This window comes from Variovorax sp. HW608, from assembly GCF_900090195.1.
GTDB lineage: Bacteria > Pseudomonadota > Gammaproteobacteria > Burkholderiales > Burkholderiaceae_C > Variovorax.
Window position 1 is genome coordinate 7413520 of record NZ_LT607803.1, and the last position, 19157, is coordinate 7432676.

At 68.3% G+C, this 19157-nt stretch carries 18 protein-coding genes; 8 read left to right on the forward strand and 10 right to left on the reverse strand.

Annotated elements, in window-relative coordinates:
* Positions 1 to 61: 61 nt before the first annotated feature.
* The 3 genes from VAR608DRAFT_RS35135 to argS all read right to left on the reverse strand — a co-directional run bounded on the left by VAR608DRAFT_RS35135 (position 62) and on the right by argS (position 3340).
* Positions 62 to 703, reverse strand: a complete 642-nt coding sequence (locus tag VAR608DRAFT_RS35135; protein ID WP_088958254.1) for a thiol:disulfide interchange protein DsbA/DsbL — start codon at positions 701 to 703, stop codon at positions 62 to 64.
* Between the two features lie 181 nt (positions 704 to 884).
* Entirely contained in the window at positions 885 to 1652 is a 768-nt protein-coding gene (locus VAR608DRAFT_RS35140; protein WP_088958255.1) for an SPOR domain-containing protein, read from the reverse strand.
* 14 nt (positions 1653 to 1666) lie between these two features.
* Complete coding sequence (gene argS, locus VAR608DRAFT_RS35145; RefSeq protein WP_088958256.1) at positions 1667 to 3340, reverse strand: arginine--tRNA ligase; 1674 nt, start codon at positions 3338 to 3340, stop codon at positions 1667 to 1669.
* Positions 3341 to 3474: 134 nt separating this feature from the next.
* On the opposite strand from argS, the gene VAR608DRAFT_RS35150 reads away from it, so the two are divergent.
* Positions 3475 to 3738, forward strand: coding sequence for a hypothetical protein (locus tag VAR608DRAFT_RS35150; RefSeq protein WP_088958257.1), 264 nt, complete (start codon positions 3475 to 3477; stop codon positions 3736 to 3738).
* Position 3739: 1 nt separating this feature from the next.
* On the opposite strand, the gene VAR608DRAFT_RS35155 is transcribed toward VAR608DRAFT_RS35150, so the two are convergent.
* Genes VAR608DRAFT_RS35155 through VAR608DRAFT_RS35170 form a run of 4 tightly spaced genes read right to left on the reverse strand, consistent with a single transcriptional unit; the run spans position 3740 to position 8397 of the window.
* On the reverse strand, positions 3740 to 5770 hold the full coding sequence (locus VAR608DRAFT_RS35155; protein ID WP_088958258.1) for a spermidine synthase: 2031 nt from the start codon (positions 5768 to 5770) through the stop codon (positions 3740 to 3742).
* Between the two features lie 4 nt (positions 5771 to 5774).
* Positions 5775 to 6233, reverse strand: coding sequence for a DUF2214 family protein (locus tag VAR608DRAFT_RS35160; protein ID WP_088958259.1), 459 nt, complete (start codon positions 6231 to 6233; stop codon positions 5775 to 5777).
* The gene (locus tag VAR608DRAFT_RS35165) at positions 6230 to 7189 is read right to left on the reverse strand and encodes a LysR family transcriptional regulator (protein WP_088958260.1); all 960 of its coding nucleotides are present in this window, start codon (positions 7187 to 7189) and stop codon (positions 6230 to 6232) included. Before VAR608DRAFT_RS35165 ends, VAR608DRAFT_RS35160 begins: the two co-directional genes overlap by 4 nt.
* An 11-nt stretch (positions 7190 to 7200) precedes the next feature.
* Positions 7201 to 8397, reverse strand: coding sequence for a CaiB/BaiF CoA transferase family protein (locus tag VAR608DRAFT_RS35170; protein ID WP_088958261.1), 1197 nt, complete (start codon positions 8395 to 8397; stop codon positions 7201 to 7203).
* Positions 8398 to 8612: 215 nt separating this feature from the next.
* Between VAR608DRAFT_RS35170 and VAR608DRAFT_RS35175 the strand changes: the two genes are divergently transcribed.
* Positions 8613 to 10790, forward strand: a complete 2178-nt coding sequence (locus VAR608DRAFT_RS35175; protein WP_088958262.1) for a malate synthase G — start codon at positions 8613 to 8615, stop codon at positions 10788 to 10790.
* A gap of 155 nt (positions 10791 to 10945) precedes the next feature.
* Here the strand turns inward: VAR608DRAFT_RS35175 and VAR608DRAFT_RS35180 are convergent, their stop codons facing one another.
* Both VAR608DRAFT_RS35180 and VAR608DRAFT_RS35185 read right to left on the reverse strand, forming a co-directional pair.
* Positions 10946 to 11734 (reverse strand): ProQ/FINO family protein, encoded by a 789-nt coding sequence (locus VAR608DRAFT_RS35180; RefSeq protein WP_088958263.1) that lies wholly within the window; start codon positions 11732 to 11734, stop codon positions 10946 to 10948.
* Positions 11735 to 11800: 66 nt separating this feature from the next.
* Complete coding sequence (locus tag VAR608DRAFT_RS35185) at positions 11801 to 12700, reverse strand: LysR substrate-binding domain-containing protein (RefSeq protein ID WP_231973070.1); 900 nt, start codon at positions 12698 to 12700, stop codon at positions 11801 to 11803.
* Positions 12701 to 12816: 116 nt separating this feature from the next.
* On the opposite strand from VAR608DRAFT_RS35185, the gene VAR608DRAFT_RS35190 reads away from it, so the two are divergent.
* The 6 genes from VAR608DRAFT_RS35190 (at position 12817) to VAR608DRAFT_RS35215 (ending at position 17889) form a co-directional block, all read left to right on the forward strand.
* Positions 12817 to 13137, forward strand: a complete 321-nt coding sequence (locus VAR608DRAFT_RS35190) for a DUF2917 domain-containing protein (protein WP_088958265.1) — start codon at positions 12817 to 12819, stop codon at positions 13135 to 13137.
* 88 nt (positions 13138 to 13225) lie between these two features.
* Positions 13226 to 14404: an acetyl-CoA C-acetyltransferase gene (locus tag VAR608DRAFT_RS35195; RefSeq protein ID WP_088958266.1), complete on the forward strand. Its 1179-nt coding sequence runs from the start codon at positions 13226 to 13228 to the stop codon at positions 14402 to 14404.
* A 2-nt stretch (positions 14405 to 14406) separates the two neighbouring features.
* Complete coding sequence (locus VAR608DRAFT_RS35200; RefSeq protein ID WP_088958267.1) at positions 14407 to 15204, forward strand: enoyl-CoA hydratase-related protein; 798 nt, start codon at positions 14407 to 14409, stop codon at positions 15202 to 15204.
* 5 nt (positions 15205 to 15209) lie between these two features.
* Positions 15210 to 16373, forward strand: a complete 1164-nt coding sequence (locus tag VAR608DRAFT_RS35205) for an acyl-CoA dehydrogenase family protein (protein ID WP_088958268.1) — start codon at positions 15210 to 15212, stop codon at positions 16371 to 16373.
* A gap of 41 nt (positions 16374 to 16414) precedes the next feature.
* The gene (locus VAR608DRAFT_RS35210; RefSeq protein WP_088958269.1) at positions 16415 to 17671 is read left to right on the forward strand and encodes a 6-phosphofructokinase; all 1257 of its coding nucleotides are present in this window, start codon (positions 16415 to 16417) and stop codon (positions 17669 to 17671) included.
* A complete protein-coding gene (locus VAR608DRAFT_RS35215) occupies positions 17668 to 17889 on the forward strand; it encodes a cysteine-rich CWC family protein (protein WP_443082907.1) in 222 nt (73 codons plus the stop codon). The genes VAR608DRAFT_RS35210 and VAR608DRAFT_RS35215 overlap by 4 nt, the downstream gene beginning before the upstream one ends.
* On the opposite strand, the gene VAR608DRAFT_RS35220 is transcribed toward VAR608DRAFT_RS35215, so the two are convergent.
* Complete coding sequence (locus VAR608DRAFT_RS35220; protein WP_088958271.1) at positions 17835 to 19082, reverse strand: zinc-binding metallopeptidase family protein; 1248 nt, start codon at positions 19080 to 19082, stop codon at positions 17835 to 17837. The two genes, VAR608DRAFT_RS35215 and VAR608DRAFT_RS35220, sit on opposite strands and share 55 nt — an antisense overlap.
* Positions 19083 to 19157: the final 75 nt, after the last annotated feature.

Here is a 19157-nt window from a genome sequence, read left to right on the forward strand (position 1 = left end):
AAAAAGCCCGCCGAGGCGGGCTTTGCGAGGAAGAAGGACCACGGCCCTTGCGGCGATGCGCTCAGCCCTTCTTGGCTTCGCCGATCAGGAAGTCGACCACCTGCAGCGCCCGGTCGAGCGAACCGGCGGTGTCGCCGTCGACATACCAGCGCCCGGCCACGCCCAGCGCCGGAACGCCGGCAACCCGGTAGTCGTTGGTGAGCTGCGCTGCGCGCTTGGCCTTGCCGACCACCGAGAAGGACTTGAACAGCTCGGCGAACTTCTTGGCGTCCAGGCCCGGCTGCTTCTCGGACCACGCGAGGATGGCGGCGTCGCCGAACAGCGGCTGGCGCTGCTTGTGGATGATGTCGAAGATCTGGGGCTGGAATTCGTCCACCTTGCCCATCGCCTCGAGCGTGTAGTAGAGGCGCTGCTTGGCTTCGGTGTCGTTGCCCACGAAGGGCACCGGGATGCGCCGGAAAACGACATTGGGCGGCAGCTTCTTGAGCCAGGCTTCCAGTTGCGGCTCGAAGGCGGCGCAGTGCGGGCAGTTGTACGAGAAGAACTCCACCACCTCCACCTTGCCGGCCGGCGCATCGACCGGCATGGGCTTGCCGAGCACGATGTAGTCGCTGCCGGCCTTGGGCGGGCGCTGCTGCGCGTGGGAAACCAGGGGAAGAAGACCCAGCGAAGCTGCGGCCAGCGAAAAGTCACGACGTTTCATTGATGAATTCTCCTTTGCGGCTGAAAGAGCCTGCGCAGCGAGGCAAGTTCCCCGGCACGCGGCGTTAAAGACCCCTTCGGGGGCACCCGCGAAACCGGCTTGGCCGGGTCGCCAGGGTGCGCCCCCTTGAGGGGGTGCAGAGCCACACGAAGTGGGTGAGGCTGGGGGTTGGCTTCATCCGTCAGCGCTGGACCCGGACCAGCGCCGATTCGAGTCCGCCGCCGTCCAAACGCTCCTTGAGCAGGTCGGCGTCTTCCTTCTTGTTGAAGGGACCCGCGCGCACCCGGTAGACGGTGCGGCCGGCCTGCTCGCGCTCGGTCACCTTGGCCTCGACGCCCATCAGCGACAGCTTGGCGCGCTGCGCCTCGGCGTCCTCGGAGGTGCGGAATGCACCCGCCTGGACGAAGTAGATGAACGGATCGGCCCCCGGGCTCGAACCCGTGCTGGCATTGGCGGTCGTCGTGCTCCCGCCACCGATGCCGGCGCGCGCGCGGGCGAGGTCGCCGAGCGGATCGCTCGACGGCGTCGCGTTCGCCTCGGCGGGAACCGGCGCCGTGCGCGGGCGTGCCGGCGGGGTGTCGGTCTTCGCGCTCGGGGCCACCACGACGGGCACCGGCGCGTTCGGCGCGTTCGGCGCGTTCGGCGGGTTGAGCGGGCCGACGGTTGCCGGCTGGGGCGCGGCGGTCGTCGGGTTCGCGTTCGCTGTCGTCGCCGGCGGACGCGCCGGCTGCTGCTGGGCGGCCTTGCCCGCGAGCGGCGCGTTCGGGTCCCAGTCGCGGTTCTTGCGCGCCTCGGCCTCGTCCTGCTCGGGGCCGCTGCGCTGGGTCTTCGTCATGAACGGGATCGGCACTTTGGTCACGTAGACCGCGATGCCGAGCGCCACGGCCAGGCCGAGCACCAGCCCGATGATCAGGCCGATGACGATGTTGCCGCTTTGTCTTTGCTTCATGGTGGGAGTCGAAATCACATCTTCTGCGGCGCACTCACGCCGAGCACAGCCAAGCCATTGTGCAGCACCTGCGCGGTGGCGGCGACCAGCGCGAGGCGGGCCAGCTTGACCGGTTCCTCGTCGACCAGGATGCGCTCGGCGTCGTAATAGCTGTGATAGGTGGCGGCCAGTTCGCGCAGATAGAAAGTGACATCGTGCGGCGCGAAATCCTTGGCCGCGCCGGTGAGCATGGCGGGGTACTTCGCGATCTGCAGCAGCAGCGCCTGCGCGGCCGGGCTCTGCAGCGGCGAGAGATCCACGTCCTCGAGCGACGCCACGTCGCCGCCCCATGCCGCCAGCACCGAGCAGATGCGCGCGTGCGCGTACTGCACGTAGTAGACCGGGTTGTCGTTGTTCTGCGCCAGCGCGAGGTCGATGTCGAAGGTGTATTCGGTGTCGGGCTTGCGGGAAAGCAGGAAGAAGCGCACCGCGTCGGTACTGGTCCATTCGATCAGGTCGCGCAGCGTGACGTAGCTGCCGGCGCGCTTGCTGATCTTGACCTCCTCGCCGCCGCGCATCACGCGCACCATGGTGTGCAGCACGTAGTCCGGGTAGCCGGCCGGGATGCCGACACCCGCCGCCTGCAGGCCGGCGCGCACGCGCGCGATGGTGCCGTGGTGGTCGGTGCCCTGGATGTTCACGACCTTGTGGAAGCCTCGCTCCCACTTGGCGATGTGATAGGCCACGTCGGGCACGAAGTAGGTGTAGGTGCCGTCGCCCTTGCGCATGACACGGTCCTTGTCGTCGCCGTACTCGGTGGACTTGAGCCACAGCGCGCCATCCTGCTCGTAGGTCTTGCCGGCGTCGACGAGCTTCCTGACCGTCGCCTCGACGCGGCCGCTGGTGTAGAGGCTCGACTCGAGGTAGTAGTTGTCGAAGCGGACCTGGAAGGCCTTGAGGTCGAGGTCCTGCTCGTGGCGCAGGTAGGCCACGGCGAACTGGCGGATCGAGTCGATGTCCAGGACGTCGCCGCTCGCGGTGAACTCGCGGTCGTCGGAGCGCACCGTTTTCTTCGCCTTGAAGTCCTCGGCGATGTCGGCGATGTATTCGCCGTTGTAGGCCTGCTCGGGCCACTCGGCGTCGCCCGGCTTGAGGCCCTTGGCGCGCAGCTGCGTGCTGTTGGCCAGCGTCTGGATCTGGACGCCGGCGTCGTTGTAATAGAACTCGCGATAGACGTCGTGGCCCTGCGTGGTGAGCAGGTTGCAGATCGCGTCGCCGAGCGCCGCCTGGCGGCCGTGGCCGACGTGCAGCGGGCCGGTCGGATTGGCGGAGACGAACTCCACCAGCACGCGCTCGCCATCCCTGGGCTGCTCGCCGAAGCGGTCGCCCGCCGCGAGCACCTCGCGCACGACCTGCTGCTTGGCGGCCGTCTTGAGGCGGATGTTGAGGAAGCCCGGGCCGGCGATCTCGATCGCTTCCACCCACTGGGCGAAGACCGGCGTCGCCATCAGCGCCGCGCTGATCTGTTCCGCGAGTTCGCGCGGCTTGCGCTGCAGCGGCTTGGCCAGCTGCATGGCCGCCGTGCAGGCGAAGTCGCCATGCGCCGCGACCTTGGGGGACTCGAACGCGGCCTTGCTGCCGGCGCCGGGCGAGAGGGATTCGAGCGTGTCCGCGAGTGCCGCGAGCAGCTCCTGTTTGACCAATAGCATCGCGGGATTTTACGGGGCGCGTGATTACGATCTGTGACGATCGTCATCCAATAGTCAACGTGGGCCGTTAGGGTGGGCAGCCCCGGCGGCGGGGGACAAACCTGTCGCAACCCATCCCCAAGGATTCCTCCATCATGAAAAAGCTCCTTTCCCTGCTGGCTCTGGGCGCCTCCCTCTCCTTCGGTGTCGCGCACGCGCAGACCTGCGATGCCCAGGCCGCCGACAAGAAGCTCAATGGCGCCGCCAAGACCAGCTTCGTCAAGAAGTGCGAGAAGGACGCCAAGGCCGCAGCAGCGGCCACCTGCGCCACCAAGGCAATGGACAAGAACGGCAAGCCGCTGGCAGGCGCCGCCAAGAACAGCTTCATGAAGAAGTGCGAAGCCGAGGCCAAAGGCTGAATTACTTCAGCACGCTGAATAGATCGTTGTAGTCGTCGGTCCAGGCCTGAAGGCCTGGGATCGGCGCGATGTCCGAGCTCGCGCGGCGGATCGGGTCGCGCGCCAGCACCGCCGGGTCGCGCGCGACGAGCACCCAGTCGGTGTTGCGCAGGCCCGGATCGGTCGGCTCGTCGTGCACGAAGGCGACGTGCAGGCCCTTGGCCAGCGCAATCTTCTCGACCACCGGGGCCAGCGCAAGGAAGCGGTTGGTGACGTGGAAGGCGACGATGCCGTCCGGCCGCATGTGCTTCCAGTAGATGTCCATCGCCTCGCAGGTGATCAGGTGGATCGGCACCGAATCGCCCGAGAAGGCGTCCACCGCGAGCACGTCGAAGGACTTCGGGCTTTCGCGCTCCAGCGCCAGCCGCGCATCGCCGAGCACGCGCTCGATGCGCGCGCGGCTGTCGGCGAGGAAGCTGAACTCGCTGTCGGCAAGCGTGAACACCTCGGGATTGATCTCGTAGACACGGTAGACATCGCCCGTGCGGCCATAGGCGGCCAGCGTGCCGGCCCCGAGGCCGATCAGCCCGACCCGGCGCGGCCTGGCGGGCGCCGACTCGATCGCCAGGCCGATGCCGGACGTGCGGCCGTAGTACGTGGTGGGCTCGCGGCGGCGCGCAGCCGCCAGGTACTGCTCGCCGTGCTTCACGGAGCCGTGGTACATCTGGCGCACCGCCTCCTTCGCATCGCCGCGCAGCGTGTCGAGCGTGAGCAGCGTTCCGTAGAAGTTGCGCTGCATCCGCCGCGCGCCGGCCGCGTCGCCCTGCACCTGCAGGACCAGGAACCACGCGCAGGCGGCCGCGAGGCCGAGCGATGCGACCATGCCGACGCGGCGCTGCCGCCACAGCACGGCGGCGATCAGCGCGCACAGCGTCAGCCCCACGCCGAGCTCGTAGTAGGCCGGCAGCACGTGCGGCGCAATCAGCCCGACGCTCACACCGCCGAGCGCACCGCCGAGCGACAGCATCAGGTAGAAGCGCGTGAGGTACGCCCCGCCCGGCCGCAGCCGCGCCGTCTCGCCGTGAAGGAACATGCACAGCGCGAACAGGCCGACGACATAGATCGGCAGCGCGGTCCGCAGGCGGGTGCCGAGGTTGTCCTGCAACCCGAACGCGCACAGCGCGAGCATCGCGGCGGCCAGCGGCACGAAGACCGCGCGGCGATACCAGCGGTCGCTCTCGAAGGTCAGGACGAAAGTCAGCAGGTACACCGACAGCGGCAGCACCCAGAGGAACGGAATCGCCGCCACGTTCTGCGTCAGGTGGTTGGTGATCGCGAGCAGCAGCCAGGAGCCGAGCGCCGGCAGCGCCAGCCACATCAGGTAGTCGCCGGCTGCCGGTTTCGCCGCTTGCGCAATGGGCACACCGGACGCCGCGACCGGCGCCGCCGCCGGCCAGCGCCGCGAGACATGCAGCGCCGTCCCGCCGCACAGCAGGACGAACGCGACATAGCCCGCCGACCAGCCCCAGGCCTGCTGCACCAGCGAACTGCGCGGCTCGATCAGCACCGGATAAGCCAGCAACGAGGCCAGCGAAGCGAAGTTCGACAACGAGAAGTAGCGGTAGACCTGCGCACCCCACGGCGTGCGCGCCACCCAGGACTGCACCAGCGGCCCGGTGGTCGACAGCAGGAAATACGGCAGCCCGATGGTGCCCAGCAGCAGGCCCAGGATCCACAGCGTCGGGTCCTCGGCGCCGGTCGGCTTCCAGCGCGCATCGGTCACGATCGGCATGAAGGCGAGGCTCGCCATCAGCAGGCCGGCGTGCACCGCCGCTTGCGCGCGCGCCCCGAGCCGCCGCGTGGCCCAGTCCGAGTAGGCATAGCCCGCCAGCAGCACGACCTGGAAGAACACCATGCAGATCGACCACACCGCCGCCGAGCCGCCGAACCACGGCAGGATCTGCTTGGCGATCAGCGGCTGGACGAGAAAGAGCAGGAAGGCGCTGGTAAAGATGGTGCCGGCGAACAGCGCCCGGGTGGTCGCCGGCGACATGGCGCTAGCTCCTGGCTCCGAAGCCGCGCGCGAGGAACACCGCGGCCAGCGGGATCAGCGCAATGATGTGCGCCTGGACCATCACCTGCTTGCGCGTCTTCTGCACCTCGGCCTCGGTGGGCAGCGCACCGCTCGAGCGCAGCGCCTTGCGCCAGCGCGAGTAGGTCAAGGTCGGCCTGATCGACAGCAGGCCGACGATGATGAAGAGGGTGAGCTTCAGGTGCAGCAGCGGGTTGGTCCAGTACCAGGCCGTGCCCTTCATGCCCCACCAGGTGCGCGCCACGCCGGTCGCGAGCACGGCGACGGCGGCGATGCCGTAGATCATGTCGACCCGCGAGAGCCGCTCGACCAGCGCCGCGTTCATCCACTCGACCCGGCACAGCGCCGCCTCGCTCGAGATGAAGACGACCATCGTGAGGATGGCCAGGATGTGCAGGTAGGCAAGGATGGCTTCGAGTGTCATCGGTGAGGTTCCCCGGTTGTGGACGGCCGAGCGATTGTGCCGCCCCAGAACTCCGGCCGCGCATAGTGGGCCTTCAGAAAATCGAGCCACAGCCGCACCCGCAGCGGCAGGTGCTTGCGCTGCGGAAAGACCGCGTAGATGCCGTTCGGCGGCGCGGCGAAGTCGTCGAGCAGCGGCACCAGCAGGCCGGCGTCGATCTCGGCCTCGACCTCCCAGGTGCTGCGCCATGCGATGCCGTGGCCGGCGAGGCACCAGTCGTGCAGCACCTGGCCGTCCGAGCAATCGAGCGGCCCCGAGGGCTTGAGATGGATGACCTCGTGCTCGCCGCTGCCGGTCGGCACGCGAAAGGCCCAGCCGCGCGTCTGCGAGGCATCGCTCGACAGGGAGAGGCAATCGAAGCGGGCGAGCTCCGACGGGTGCTTCGGCGCACCATGGCGGCGCACGAATTCCGGCGTCGCGACACAGCGGCGCCGGTTGTCGGCGAGGCGAACGCTCACGAGCGAGGAATCCGGCAGGTCGCCCACGCGCACCGCGCAATCGAAGCTCTCCCCGGCCACGTCGACCACGCGGTCGCTCAGGTTGAGCGAGAGGGTGACTTCCGGATGCAGCTCGTGAAAGCGCGGCACCAGCGGCGCGACGTGCCGGCGCCCGAAACCTGCCGGCGCGGTCACGCGCAGATGGCCGCTGGCCTTGACGCCGCCGGCGCTCACGCTCGCCTCGGCGTTGGCCAGTTCGGTCAGGAGCCGCTGGCAATCCTCCAGGAACGCGCTGCCCTCGTGCGTGAGCGTGATGCGCCGCGTGGTCCGCACCAGGAGCTTGACGCCGAGCCGCTCTTCGAGCCCATCGATGCGCCGCCCGATGATGGCCGGCGCCACGCCTTCGGCCTTGGCCGCCGCGGTGAGGCTGCCGCGCGTGGCGATCGCGACGAAGGATTCGAGTTGCTTGAGCCTGTCCATGGGGGCGTGCGCTAGCCCCGCGCGACGGCGCGCGACTTCAGCTCGCCGATCTGCGCGTCGCTGTAGCCGACCTCGCGCAGCAGTTCGTCCGTGTGCTCGCCGATGAGCGGCGGCTGCTGGCGGATGCCGAGCCGCTCGCCGCCGAGGGTGAAGGGCATCAGCGGCACCTTCGACTCGCTGCCGTCGTTCATGCGCACCGGCGCGAGGCCGCCGGTGGCGTTGAGGTGCGGATCGTCGAACAGCTCCTGCGGCTTGGTGATGGGCGCGAAGGGCAGTTCGTTCTCTTCGAACACCGCGCCGAGTTCCGCCGCGCTGCGGTCCGCGAGCCGCGCGCGCAGGAGCGGCATCATCCATTCGCGCGCGAGCACGCGGTCGTTGTTGGTCGCCAGAAGCGGATCGGCCCACATGTCGTCGAGCCCGAAGGCCTTGCAGAAGATCGCCCACTGCCTGTCGCTGACCACCGCGAGGAAGATCTGCTCGCCGTCCTTCACGGTGAAGACGTCGTAGATGCCCCAGGCCGAAATGCGGCTGGGCATCGGATCCGCCGCGCGGCCGGTGGCGGCGAACTGCATCATGTGCTGCGCGACGAGGAAGATGTTGTTCTCGAACAGCGCCGACTGCACCTCGCAGCCCTTGCCGGTCTGCTCGCGCTGGCGCAGTGCGGCCATCGCGCCGATGGCGCCGAACATGCCGCCCATGATGTCGTTGACGCTGGTGCCGGCGCGCAGCGGATCGCCCACGCGGCCGGTCATGTAGGCGAGGCCGCCCATCATCTGCACCACTTCGTCGAGCGCGGTGCGGTGGTCGTAGGGGCCGGGCAGGAAGCCCTTGTGGCTCACGTAGATGAGCCGCGGATTGAGCTTGCGCAGGCTCTCGTAGTCGAGCCCGAGCTTCTTCATCGTGCCGGGCTTGAAGTTCTCGCTCACGATGTCGGCGGTGGCGATGAGGCGCAGCGCGGCCTCCACGCCCTCGGGCTGCTTGAGGTCGAGCGCGATGCTCTTCTTGTTGCGGTTGAAGGTCGGGAAGAAGCCCGCGCCGGAACCGAGCAGGCGGCGGGTGTCGTCGCCGGCGATGGGCTCGACCTTGATGACCTCGGCGCCGAGGTCGCCCAGCAGCATGCCGCAGGTCGGCCCCATCACCATGTGGGTGAATTCGACGACGCGGACGCCGGCGTAGGGCAGCAAGGGTGTGGTGGACGACTCGGACATGAACGGTTCCTGGCGTGAATTCCGGAATTCTCGCTCGACGGTAGCCCCGGGCGCTGGAAGCCGGCGGCCGCCCGGCGTACCCTGATGGGTCACGCAGCGTCGCCTCGATTACCTTCAATTTTGTCATCGATCAAACCCGATTTCGGCTATTACTCGCCAGCCAGGTATCGAATAAAGTTCCGGGCTGAATCCGTATTCCCCCAGGAGAAAGAACCATGACCGCCCGCACCCAAGTCCACGGCCTCCAGGTCGCCAACGAGCTTCACCGCTTCATCGAAGACTCCGTGCTGCCCGCCACCGGCGTGGACAGCGCCACCTTCTGGAAGGGCTTCGACGCGATCGTCAGCGAGTTCGCGCCCAGGAACATCGCGCTCCTGGCCGAGCGCGACCGCCTCCAGGCCGAGATGGACAAATGGCACAAGGCGCACCCCGGCCCGATCGCCGACATGCCGGCCTACCGCGCCTTCCTGGAATCGATCGGCTACCTGCTGCCGCAGCCCAAGGACGTGAAGGCGACCACCGCCAACGTCGATGCCGAACTCGCGCTGCAGGCCGGCCCGCAGCTCGTGGTGCCGATCCTGAACGCCCGCTATGCGCTGAACGCCGCGAATGCGCGCTGGGGCTCGCTCTATGACGCGCTCTACGGCACCGACGCGATTCCCGAAACCGGCGGCGCCGAAAAGGGCAAGGGCTACAACCCGGCGCGCGGCGCCAAGGTGATCGAGTTCGCGCGCAACGTGCTCGACCAGGCCGCGCCGCTCGAAAACGGCTCGCACAAGAACGCGACCGGCTACAAGGTCGAGGATGGCAAGCTGGTCGTCGCGCTGCAGAGCAGCAGCACGGGCCTCAGGAACCCCGAGCAGTTCGTCGGCTTCCAGGGCGATGCCGCTGCGCCGAAGTCGGTGCTGCTCAGGCACAACGGCATCCACCTCGACATCCAGATCGACCGCAACACGCCGATCGGCAAGAGCGACGCGGCCGGCGTCAGCGACGTGGTGCTCGAAGCCGCGCTCTCGACCATCCTCGACCTCGAGGACTCGGTGGCCGTGGTCGACGCCGAGGACAAGGTGCTCGCCTATTCGAACTGGCTCGGCATCCTGCAAGGCACGCTGACCGAGGAAGTCACCAAGGGCGGCAAGACCTTCACGCGCGGCCTGAATCCCGACCGCGAATACACCGGCGCCGACGGCAAGCCGGTGAAGCTGCACGGCCGCTCGCTGATGTTCGTGCGCAACGTGGGCCACCTGATGACCAACCCGGCGATCCTCTACGAGGGCGGCAAGGAGATTCCGGAAGGCATCATGGACGCGGTCATCACCACGACCATCGCCACCGTCGACCTGAAGCGCAAGGGCAACTCGCGCACCGGCAGCGTCTACATCGTCAAGCCGAAGATGCACGGCCCGGCCGAAGTGGCCTTCGCGAGCGCACTGTTCGGCAGCGTCGAGAAGCTGCTCGGCCTCGCGGCCAACACCGTGAAGCTCGGCATCATGGACGAGGAGCGCCGCACCAGCGTGAACCTCAAGGCCTGCATCGCCGAAGCCGCCGCGCGCGTGGCCTTCATCAACACCGGCTTCCTCGACCGCACCGGCGACGAGATGCACACCGCGATGTACGCCGGCCCGATGCTGCGCAAGGGCGACATGAAGACCACGCCGTGGATCCAGGCCTACGAGAAGAACAACGTGCTGGTCGGCCTGTCGTGCGGCCTGCGCGGCAAGGCGCAGATCGGCAAGGGCATGTGGGCCATGCCCGACCTGATGCATGCCATGCTCGAACAGAAGATCGGCCACCCGAAGGCCGGCGCGAACACCGCCTGGGTGCCCTCGCCCACCGCCGCCACGCTGCATGCGCTGCACTACCACCAGGTCAGCGTGGACCATGTGCAGAAGCAGCTGGAGCAGATCGACGCCAACGCCGAACGCGACAACATCCTGAACGACCTGCTGAAGGTGCCGGTCGCGCCCTCGGCGAACTGGACCGCCGCCGAGCGCCAGCAGGAGCTCGACAACAACGTGCAGGGCATCCTGGGCTACGTGGTGCGCTGGATCGACCAGGGCGTGGGCTGCTCCAAGGTGCCGGACATCCACAACATCGGCCTGATGGAAGACCGCGCGACCTTGCGCATCTCGAGCCAGCACATCGCCAACTGGCTGCTGCACGGCGTGGTGACGAAGGCGGAGGTCGACGCCACCTTCCAGCGCATGGCTGCTGTCGTCGACCAGCAGAACGCCGGCGACCCGCTCTACAGGAACATGGCCGGCAACTTCGGCACCTCGGCCGCCTACAAGGCCGCGCAGGACCTGGTGTTCAAGGGCGTCGAGCAGCCGAGCGGCTACACCGAGCCGCTGCTGCATGCGTGGCGGCTGAAGGTGAAGGCAGCAGCGAAATGAACCCACCCCCGTTGCTTGCTCACTTCGTGTAGCCGCCTCCCCCCTCAGGGGGGCGCACCCAGCGGCCCGGCGCAGCCGGTTCCGCGGGTGCCTGCGAACGGGCCGGCTGCGCGGCCCTGAGTCTTGTCGCAGGGGCCCGCGACGACGCGAGCCGTTCAGACGCCCGCGCGGGGCCGAGCGCTTTGCAGCGTCCGCTCGACTTCCTCGGGCTGCATGCCGTACATCTCGGCGAATTCGGCGACGGACTTGCCGCTGGCTTCGAAGGCGCGCCGGAGCGCCTCGCGCTTCGCGGTGCGCGCACCGACTTCGGCAAAGGCCTCGCCCAGCACCGCATTCGATGTTTCGTCGCCGCCGCGCATCGCCAGCACGTATTCGTCGCGCGTGAGGCCCGAGGCTTCGATGGCTGCGACGAGGCGTTCGCGCAGCTTGGGCCGCAGGTCCTCGCCGGTGCGTGCCTGGCGGCGCTTGAAGACTTCGAGGATCGCGTGATGCACATGCTCGGGCGCGACCGGTTCGACCGGCACGCCGTTCAGGTCATGGCGATGCTCTCCGGCGGCAACGGCCTCCAGGTAGCGCGTGGAGCGCGCATGCAGGCCGAGCGCGATCTTGAGGTCTTCCTTCTTGAACTCGTCCGGATGCGCCGCAAGCAAGTCCTGGTAGGCACCGAGCTTCAGCGGCAGGAAGCGCGCGCCGAACATCTTCGGGTAGAGCTCGAACAGGCGCTGGAGCACCGGATGCACCTTGCGCGCAGGCTTCTGTTGGCCTTTCTGGCCTTTCTGGGCCTTCTGGGTGGCTTGCTGCGCAGGTTGCTGATTGGCCTTCGCCTCGGCAGGCCTCGCATTCTGCGAACCACCGCGGCGGCCGCGCCTTCGAGGGGCGGCGGGGGCAGCAGGCGCTTCGGGGGCCGCGGGTGCCGCAGCGTCGTTGTCGTTCGTCGAGGTCATCGGAATATCGGGTCGGTGGATGCAGGACCGCCAAAACGGCCAAGCCCTCCACTTTAATGCGCCTCGTCAGCCGCGCTGCGCCGCTTCGGCTTCGGCGCGCAGCCAGCGCACGAAATCCTGCGCATCCGCGTTGTTCGCGGCGCGGCGCGATGTCTCGATGAAATAGCCCCGGCGCGATGCCGCACCCTCGCCGAAAGGCGCCACGAGCTGGCCCGAACGCACCAGCTCGCGCAACAGCGGCAGCCGCCCGATGACCACGCCCTGCCCCGCCACCGCGGCGGCGACCGCGTCCGCGTACTGGGTGAAGCGCATGGTGTTCTTCATGCGCAGGTCGGTGAGGTGCATGACTTCGAGCCAGGGCTCCCAATCGGCCGTGGGTGCTTCGGCATGGTTCGGCAGGTCGACCGTGAGCAGGGTCTGAGCGACCAGGTCGCCCGGCACATGCAGCGCGGCGGCCACATGCGGCGCGCACAGCGGCATCACCGATTCCTCGAACAGCGTCGGACCGGTGCCGCGCTCGATCGGCACGAAGCGCACCGCGACGTCGATGCGGCTGCGTTCGAGGTCCAGCACCTCGAGCGTGGCCGAGACGCGCACGTCGACCAGCGGGTGGTCCGCGGTGAAGCGCGCGAGGCGCGGGATGAGCCACAGCGACGCGAAGCCCGGCGTGGTGGTGAGCGCGATCTGGCGCGGCGCAGGCACCGCGCGCACGCGGGCGGAGGCGTCGCGCAGCCGCTCCAGGCTTTCGACGACGGCGCGCTGGTAGATGCGGCCCGGCTCCGTCAATGCCAGCGCGCGGTGGCGGCGCTCGAAGAGCCTCACGCCCAGGCTGGCTTCGAGTTGCTGGATCTGCCGGCTGACCGCCGACTGGGTGATGAACAGTTCGCCCGCCGCCTCGGTGAAGCTCAGGGTGCGCGCCGCGGCCTCGAAGCTGCGCAGGAGCTCCAGCGGCGGCAGTTCGGCCATTGGCGACGGAAGCGGTTTCGCATTCTCTATACGCATGCAATGAGTTCCGAATGACCGTATGACAGAGGGAAGTTCGATGACTATATTCATTCGCAGAGTGAATGCAAGGAGCCGCCATGCAGGTCCGCCCGCAACGTCTTTCCCTGAGCCTGCCGAAGAAGGCGATCTTCACGCTGCCCGATGCGCACGAGGTCGACATCGAGTGCCAGAGCGGCGCGCTGTGGATCACGATCGACCATGACCGGCGGGACATCGTGCTGGAGCCCGGCGAGCACTTCCGCAGCGCCTCGCATGAAAGCGCGCTGGTCGCGGCCCTGGAGCCCTCGTGCGTGCGCTTCTCCGCGCGGCGGCTGTCGGTCGCGGTCGCGCAGGAGGACGCCCCGCAGCGCACCGCGTCGCCTTGGCGACTGTGGCTCCGCGGGATGTCCCCGGCTTGACCTGAACCGCCGGGCGTCGAACCATCGGCGTTTCCCCGGCCCTGGAACCGTCCTCGCCGGGTCTCATCACTCGGACGAAGGACTCCCCATGGCAGAAGCATTCATCGTGGCCACCGGCCGCAGCGCCGGCGGCCGTCGCGGCGGCAAGCTCGCGGGCTGGCACCCGGTCGATCTCGCGGCTGAGGTCATCGACGCGCTGGTGACGCGCAGCGGCATCGATCCGGCGGCCGTCGAGGACGTGATCCTCGGCTGCGTCAGCCAGGTCGGCGAACAGGCGACCAATGTCGCGCGCAACGCGGTGCTGGCATCGAAGCTGCCCGAATCGGTGCCGGGCACTTCGGTCGACCGGCAATGCGGCTCGTCGCAGCAGGCGCTGCATTTCGCGGCGCAGGCGGTGATGTCGGGCACGATGGATGCGGTGATCGCCGCCGGCGTCGAAAGCATGACGCGCGTGCCGATGTTCACGCCCAACGCGTTGCCGGCCAAGGCCGGGCTCGGCATCTACATGAGCCCCGCGATGCAGAAGCGCTACCCCGGCGTGGAGTTCAGCCAGTTCACCGGCGCGGAGATGATCGCGAAGAACTACGGGCTGTCGAAGGACGATCTCGACCGCTATGCCCTCGAAAGCCACAAGCGCGCGATCGCGGCCACGCGCGAAGGCGCGTTCAAGGACGAGATCGTGCCGGTGGAGATCCGCCTCGCCGACGGCTCGGCGAGCGGCGAGATGCACACCATCGACGAAGGCATCCGCTTCGATGCCACGCTGGAGAGCATCGCCGGCGTGAAGCTGATCGCCGAAGGCGGACGCTGCACCGCCGCGACCGCGAGCCAGATCTGCGATGGTGCGAGCGGCGTGCTGGTGGTCAACGAGCGCGGCCTGAAGGCGCTGGGCGTCAAGCCGCTCGCGCGCATCCACCACATGAGCGTGATGGGGCACGACCCGGTGATCATGCTGGAGGCGCCGATCCCGGCGACCGAGCGCGCGCTCCGGCGCGCCGGCATGAAGATCGACGACATCGACCTCTTCGAGGTCAACGAAGCCTTTGCCCCGGTGCCGCTCGCATGGCTGCAGAAGCTGGGCGCCGATCCGGCGCGGCTCAACGTCAATGGCGGTGCGATCGCGCTCGGCCATCCGCTGGGCGCATCGGGCACCAAGCTCATGACCACGCTGGTCAACGCGCTCGGCCAGCGCGGCAAGCGCTACGGCCTGCAGACCATGTGCGAAGGCGGCGGCATGGCCAACGTCACCATCGTGGAGCGGCTGTGAGCATGAACGACAGCGTTCTCTACGAAGTCGAGGACGGCATCGCGACCATCACGCTGAACCTGCCGGCCAAGCTGAACCCGATCGCGCTCGAACTGCAGCAGGCGCTGCGCGACAGTCTCGCGCGCGTGCGCATGCATCCCGAAATCCGCGCCGTGGTGCTGACCGGCGCGGGCAAGGCCTTCTGCGTCGGCGCGGACCTGAGCGCGATGAATCCGTTGGGCGACAGCCAGACGCTCGGCAACCGCACCGCCGACTGGATGCAGTCGATGAGCCATCCGCTGATCGAGGAGATCCGCGCGCTCCCGGTGCCGGTGGTCTGCGCGGTGAACGGCCCCGCGGCCGGCGCGGGCGTGGGCGTGGCGCTGGCCTGCGACATCGTGGTGGCGGCGCGCAGCGCCTATTTCTACCTGCCCTTTTTGCCCAAGCTCGGGATCGTGCCCGACCTCGGCTGCACCTGGTTCATTCCGCGCCGCGTCGGCCCGGCGCGCGCGATGGGCATGGCGCTGCTCGACGAGAAGCTCGGTGCACAAGCCGCTGCAGAGTGGGGCCTGGTCTGGGCCTGCATCGACGACGACCTGCTGCTGCTCGAAGCGCAAAAGATCGCGCAGCGCCTCGCGCGCCTGCCGGCGCATGCGGTGCTCGAGGCGCGCAAGGCGCTCGAGGTGTCGGAGCGGCACTCGCTCTCCGAGCAGCTGCACTACGAAAGCGAACGCCAGCGCGAACTCGTCGACAAGCCGGCCTTCGCCGAAGGCGTGACGGCCTTCCTGCACAAGCGCGCGCCCGTCTTTCCGCCGCGGTGAGCCCGATGATCGAACGCACACTCTTCACACAAGACCACGAGGCCTTCCGCGACAGCTTCCGCCGCTTCATGGACAAGGAGATCGCGCCTTTCCACGACGCCTGGGAAGACCAGGGCTACGTCGATCGCGCGGTCTGGAACAAGGCCGGCGAGAACGGCTTTCTCTGCATGGCGCTGCCGGAGGAATACGGCGGCTCGGGCGCCGACCTGCTGTATTCGGTGATCCAGTTCGAGGAACTGTGGGCGCGCGGCTTCACCGGCATCGGCTTCGGGCTGCACAGCGAGATCGTCGCGCCTTACATCCTGCACTACGGCACCGAGGCGCAGAAGAAGAACGTACTGCCCAAACTCGCGAGCGGCGAGATGATCGGCGCGATCGCGATGAGCGAGCCTTCGGCCGGCAGCGACCTGCAGGCGGTGCGCTCCACCGCCATCAGGCAGGCGGACGGCAGCTACCTGCTCAACGGCAGCAAGACCTTCATCACCAATGGCTGGCATGCGGACCTCGTGATCGTGGTCGCGAAGACCGATCCGGCAGGCGGCGCGAAAGGCACCAGCCTCTTCCTCGTGGAGCGCGGCATGCCGGGCTTCGAGAAGGGCAAGCGCCTGAAGAAGCTGGGCCTGAAGGCGCAGGACACCTCGGAGCTGTTCTTCAACGACGTGCGGCTGCCGGCGGATGCGCTGCTCGGCGGCGCGGCGCAGGAGAACCGCGGCTTCGTCTGCCTGATGGAACAGCTGCCGTGGGAGCGCCTGCAGATCGCGATCGGCGCGGTGGCCGCCTCGCAGGCCGCGATCGACCAGACCGTGGCCTACGTGAAGGAGCGCCAGGTGTTCGGCCAGCCGGTCGGGGCCTACCAGAACACGCGCTACAGGCTCGCCGAGCTGCAGACCGAAGTGCAGGTCGCGCGGGTCTTCGTCGACAAGTGCATCGAGCTGCTGATGCAGGAAGAACTCGACACCGCGACCGCGAGCATGGCCAAGTACTGGACCAGCGACCTGCAATGCAAGGTCATGGATGAGTGCGTGCAGCTGCATGGCGGCTACGGCTTCATGTGGGAATACCCCGTGACGCGCGCGTATGCCGATGCGCGGGTGCAGCGCATCTACGGCGGCACGAACGAGATCATGAAGGAGGTGATCACGCGCGCCATGGGCCTGCCGGGCCGCTGAGCGCCACTGGCGTCGCAGGGAGGGACGCGGGAGAATGCCGCATGCCCATCCTCAACGCCTTCTACGCCCAGTCCGGCGGCGTCACTTCCGTGATCAATGCGTCGGCCTGCGGCGTGATTGAAACGGCTCGCCGGCACCCTGACCGCATCGGCACCGTGTACGCCGGCCGCAACGGCATCCTCGGCGCGCTCGCGGAGGATCTCATCGACACCGGCCGCGAATCGGCGGAAGCGATCGCCGCGCTGCGCACGACGCCTTCCGGCGCCTTCGGCTCGTGCCGCTACAAGCTGAAGTCGCTCGAGAAGAACCGGCGCGAGTACGAGCGCCTGATCGAGGTCTTCAAGGCGCACGACATCGGCTACTTCTTCTACAACGGCGGCGGCGATTCGGCCGACACCTGCTTCAAGATGAGCCAGCTGTCGCAGTCGATGGGCTATCCGCTGCAGGCGATCCACGTGCCCAAGACCATCGACAACGACCTGCCGATCACCGACTGCTGCCCGGGCTTCGGCTCGGTCGCCAAGTACGTGGCGGTGTCGACGCTCGAAGCCTCGATGGACGTGCGCTCGATGGCGGCCACCTCGACCAAGGTGTTCGTGATCGAGGTGATGGGGCGCCATGCCGGGTGGATCGCGGCGGCCGGCGGGCTGGTCGCGGAACAGGGCGTGCCGGTGGTGATCCTGTTTCCGGAGATTCCGTTCGACCAGCCGGCCTTCCTCGCGCGCGTGGATGCGCTCGTGAAGTACCACGGCTATTGCACCGTGGTGGTGTCCGAGGGCTGCCACCATCCCGACGGCACCTTCATCGCCGAGCAGGGCACGAAGGACGCCTTCGGCCATGCGCAGCTCGGCGGTGCCGCACCGGTGGTGGCGCAGATGGTCAAGGAAGCGCTGGGCCACAAGTTCCACTGGGCGGTGGCCGATTACCTGCAACGCGCCGCGCGGCACATCGCATCGGCGACCGACGTGAAGCAGGCTTACGAACTCGGGCAGCGCGCGGTGGAACTGGCGCTGGAAGGCAAGAATTCGGTGATGCCGACCATCGAGCGCATTGCCGACGAGCCCTATCAGTACCGCATCGGCACCGCGCCGCTCGACGCGGTCGCGAACACCGAGAAATTCATGCCGCGCGATTTCATCTCCGAAGACGGCTGGGGCATCACCGACAAGTGCCGCCGCTACCTGCTGCCGCTGATCCAGGGCGAGGACTATCCGGCCTACAGCAATGGCCTGCCGGTGTACGTGACGCTGGCGAATCACGCAGTGCCGAAGAAGCTGCCGGCTTTCGAGAAAGCATGATGGGCGATTCCTCCGTGAGCGTCGACGCATCGCGCTGCCCGCTGTGCGGCGAGGCCAATCGCTGCGCGCTGGAGGTCGAACGGGAAACCGGCCAGAAGCAGCCGCCCTGCTGGTGCATGACGGCGGAGTCCAGCTTCAGCCCCGCGCTGCTGGCCCAGCTGCCTCAGGAGAAGCGCGGGCTCGCCTGCGTCTGCGCGCGTTGCGCGGCAATCACCTGATGGATGAACTGCAGCTTGCCCACCGCAGCGCGCGGCAGGACGAAAGGGTAGTGGTCGGGCTGCCCCATGCTTCGTGAAAGCTCGTTGAGCACGTTGGTGAGGCGTACCCAGCCGTTCAGAAAGTCGAGGAAGCGCCCGGCCTCCGGGTGATCCGGCTGCCAGAGGTCGGCCGCCTCGAAGAGATCGCTCGCCAGTTCGACGTTTCGCGCATCGACGCCGAAGCTCATCGCGGTATCGGCGGTGTCGGCCATGTGCAGGTAGTGCGCCCAGGTCTCGGCCCAGTCCTCCCACGGATGCGCGCTGGCATAGCTGGTGACGTAGCGGCTGGCCCAGTCCGGCGGCGCACCGTTGTCGTAGTGCTTGCGCAGCGCCGCGGCGTAGTCCTCGCGCTCGTCGCCGAAGAGCGTGCGAAAGCCCTCGATCCATGGCGTGGGCTGGACCAGCAGGTCCCAGTAGTAGTGGCCGATCTCGTGCCGGAAGTGGCCGAGCAGCGTGCGATAGGGCTCGCGCATCTCCGCCCGGATGCGCTCGCGCACCTCGTCCTGGGCTTCTGCGGCGTCGAGGGTGATGACGCCCGTGTCGTGCCCGGTGAGCACGTGCGGGGCCCCGGGTATGTTGCGCAGGAAGTCGAAGGCCAGGCCGTGCACCGGGTCGCTCATCCGCGTGAGCACCGGCAGCCCCAGTGCGAGCAGCTGCGAGATCAGCCGCCGCTTGGCCAGTTCGAGGCTCAGCCACCGAGCGCCGTTGCCCTCGACCGACAGATCCGGAATGGTGCGCGTGACGCTGCACGCCAGGCACATGCCCGGGGCCAGCCCGGCGGTGTTGAAGGCCGGGTCGTCGCCTTCGCGCGGCGCCGGTACCATCCAGTTGCACGCGGCGGGCGTCAGCAGGTTGGCGCAATGGCGGTAGGCCCGGCCGCCGGTGTCGCCGAAGACGGTGAAGGTGCCGGGCTCGGCGCCTTCGTGCGTGGCCGGTGCGAGCGGCACCACGCCGAGCCGCTCGATCACGTAGCCGAGCGGTGTCTGGCAGGCGAGGCAGCGGCTGTTGCGCAGAAAGACCGGACGCCCGCACTGGCACTGGTACGCGCGCGTGACCGTCGGGGCCTGGAATTCGGCCGCGAGCGATGGCGCGCCGTTGTCCGGCGCGGCGGCGCCTTCCTTGCTTTCGGCCCTGTCGTCGTTCTGCTCGCCCATGGCGCGTCATTGTGGGCCCGCCCTTGCGTCCGCCGCCGGCCCAAACGCCGATATGCTTGTAGGACGGCCCGACCG

Coding starts and splice junctions, on each gene's coding strand:
- VAR608DRAFT_RS35200 (WP_088958267.1), top strand. CDS start 14,407: ATGAACGACAGCGTTCTCTACGAAGTCGAGGACGGCATCGCGACCATC.
- argS (WP_088958256.1), bottom strand. CDS start 3,340: ATGCTATTGGTCAAACAGGAGCTGCTCGCGGCACTCGCGGACACGCTC.
- VAR608DRAFT_RS35210 (WP_088958269.1), top strand. CDS start 16,415: ATGCCCATCCTCAACGCCTTCTACGCCCAGTCCGGCGGCGTCACTTCC.
- VAR608DRAFT_RS35185 (WP_231973070.1), bottom strand. CDS start 12,700: ATGGCCGAACTGCCGCCGCTGGAGCTCCTGCGCAGCTTCGAGGCCGCG.
- VAR608DRAFT_RS35175 (WP_088958262.1), top strand. CDS start 8,613: ATGACCGCCCGCACCCAAGTCCACGGCCTCCAGGTCGCCAACGAGCTT.
- VAR608DRAFT_RS35205 (WP_088958268.1), top strand. CDS start 15,210: ATGATCGAACGCACACTCTTCACACAAGACCACGAGGCCTTCCGCGAC.
- VAR608DRAFT_RS35135 (WP_088958254.1), bottom strand. CDS start 703: ATGAAACGTCGTGACTTTTCGCTGGCCGCAGCTTCGCTGGGTCTTCTT.
- VAR608DRAFT_RS35140 (WP_088958255.1), bottom strand. CDS start 1,652: ATGAAGCAAAGACAAAGCGGCAACATCGTCATCGGCCTGATCATCGGG.
- VAR608DRAFT_RS35190 (WP_088958265.1), top strand. CDS start 12,817: ATGCAGGTCCGCCCGCAACGTCTTTCCCTGAGCCTGCCGAAGAAGGCG.
- VAR608DRAFT_RS35160 (WP_088958259.1), bottom strand. CDS start 6,233: ATGACACTCGAAGCCATCCTTGCCTACCTGCACATCCTGGCCATCCTC.
- VAR608DRAFT_RS35165 (WP_088958260.1), bottom strand. CDS start 7,189: ATGGACAGGCTCAAGCAACTCGAATCCTTCGTCGCGATCGCCACGCGC.
- VAR608DRAFT_RS35220 (WP_088958271.1), bottom strand. CDS start 19,082: ATGGGCGAGCAGAACGACGACAGGGCCGAAAGCAAGGAAGGCGCCGCC.
- VAR608DRAFT_RS35195 (WP_088958266.1), top strand. CDS start 13,226: ATGGCAGAAGCATTCATCGTGGCCACCGGCCGCAGCGCCGGCGGCCGT.
- VAR608DRAFT_RS35170 (WP_088958261.1), bottom strand. CDS start 8,397: ATGTCCGAGTCGTCCACCACACCCTTGCTGCCCTACGCCGGCGTCCGC.
- VAR608DRAFT_RS35215 (WP_443082907.1), top strand. CDS start 17,668: ATGATGGGCGATTCCTCCGTGAGCGTCGACGCATCGCGCTGCCCGCTG.
- VAR608DRAFT_RS35180 (WP_088958263.1), bottom strand. CDS start 11,734: ATGACCTCGACGAACGACAACGACGCTGCGGCACCCGCGGCCCCCGAA.
- VAR608DRAFT_RS35155 (WP_088958258.1), bottom strand. CDS start 5,770: ATGTCGCCGGCGACCACCCGGGCGCTGTTCGCCGGCACCATCTTTACC.
- VAR608DRAFT_RS35150 (WP_088958257.1), top strand. CDS start 3,475: ATGAAAAAGCTCCTTTCCCTGCTGGCTCTGGGCGCCTCCCTCTCCTTC.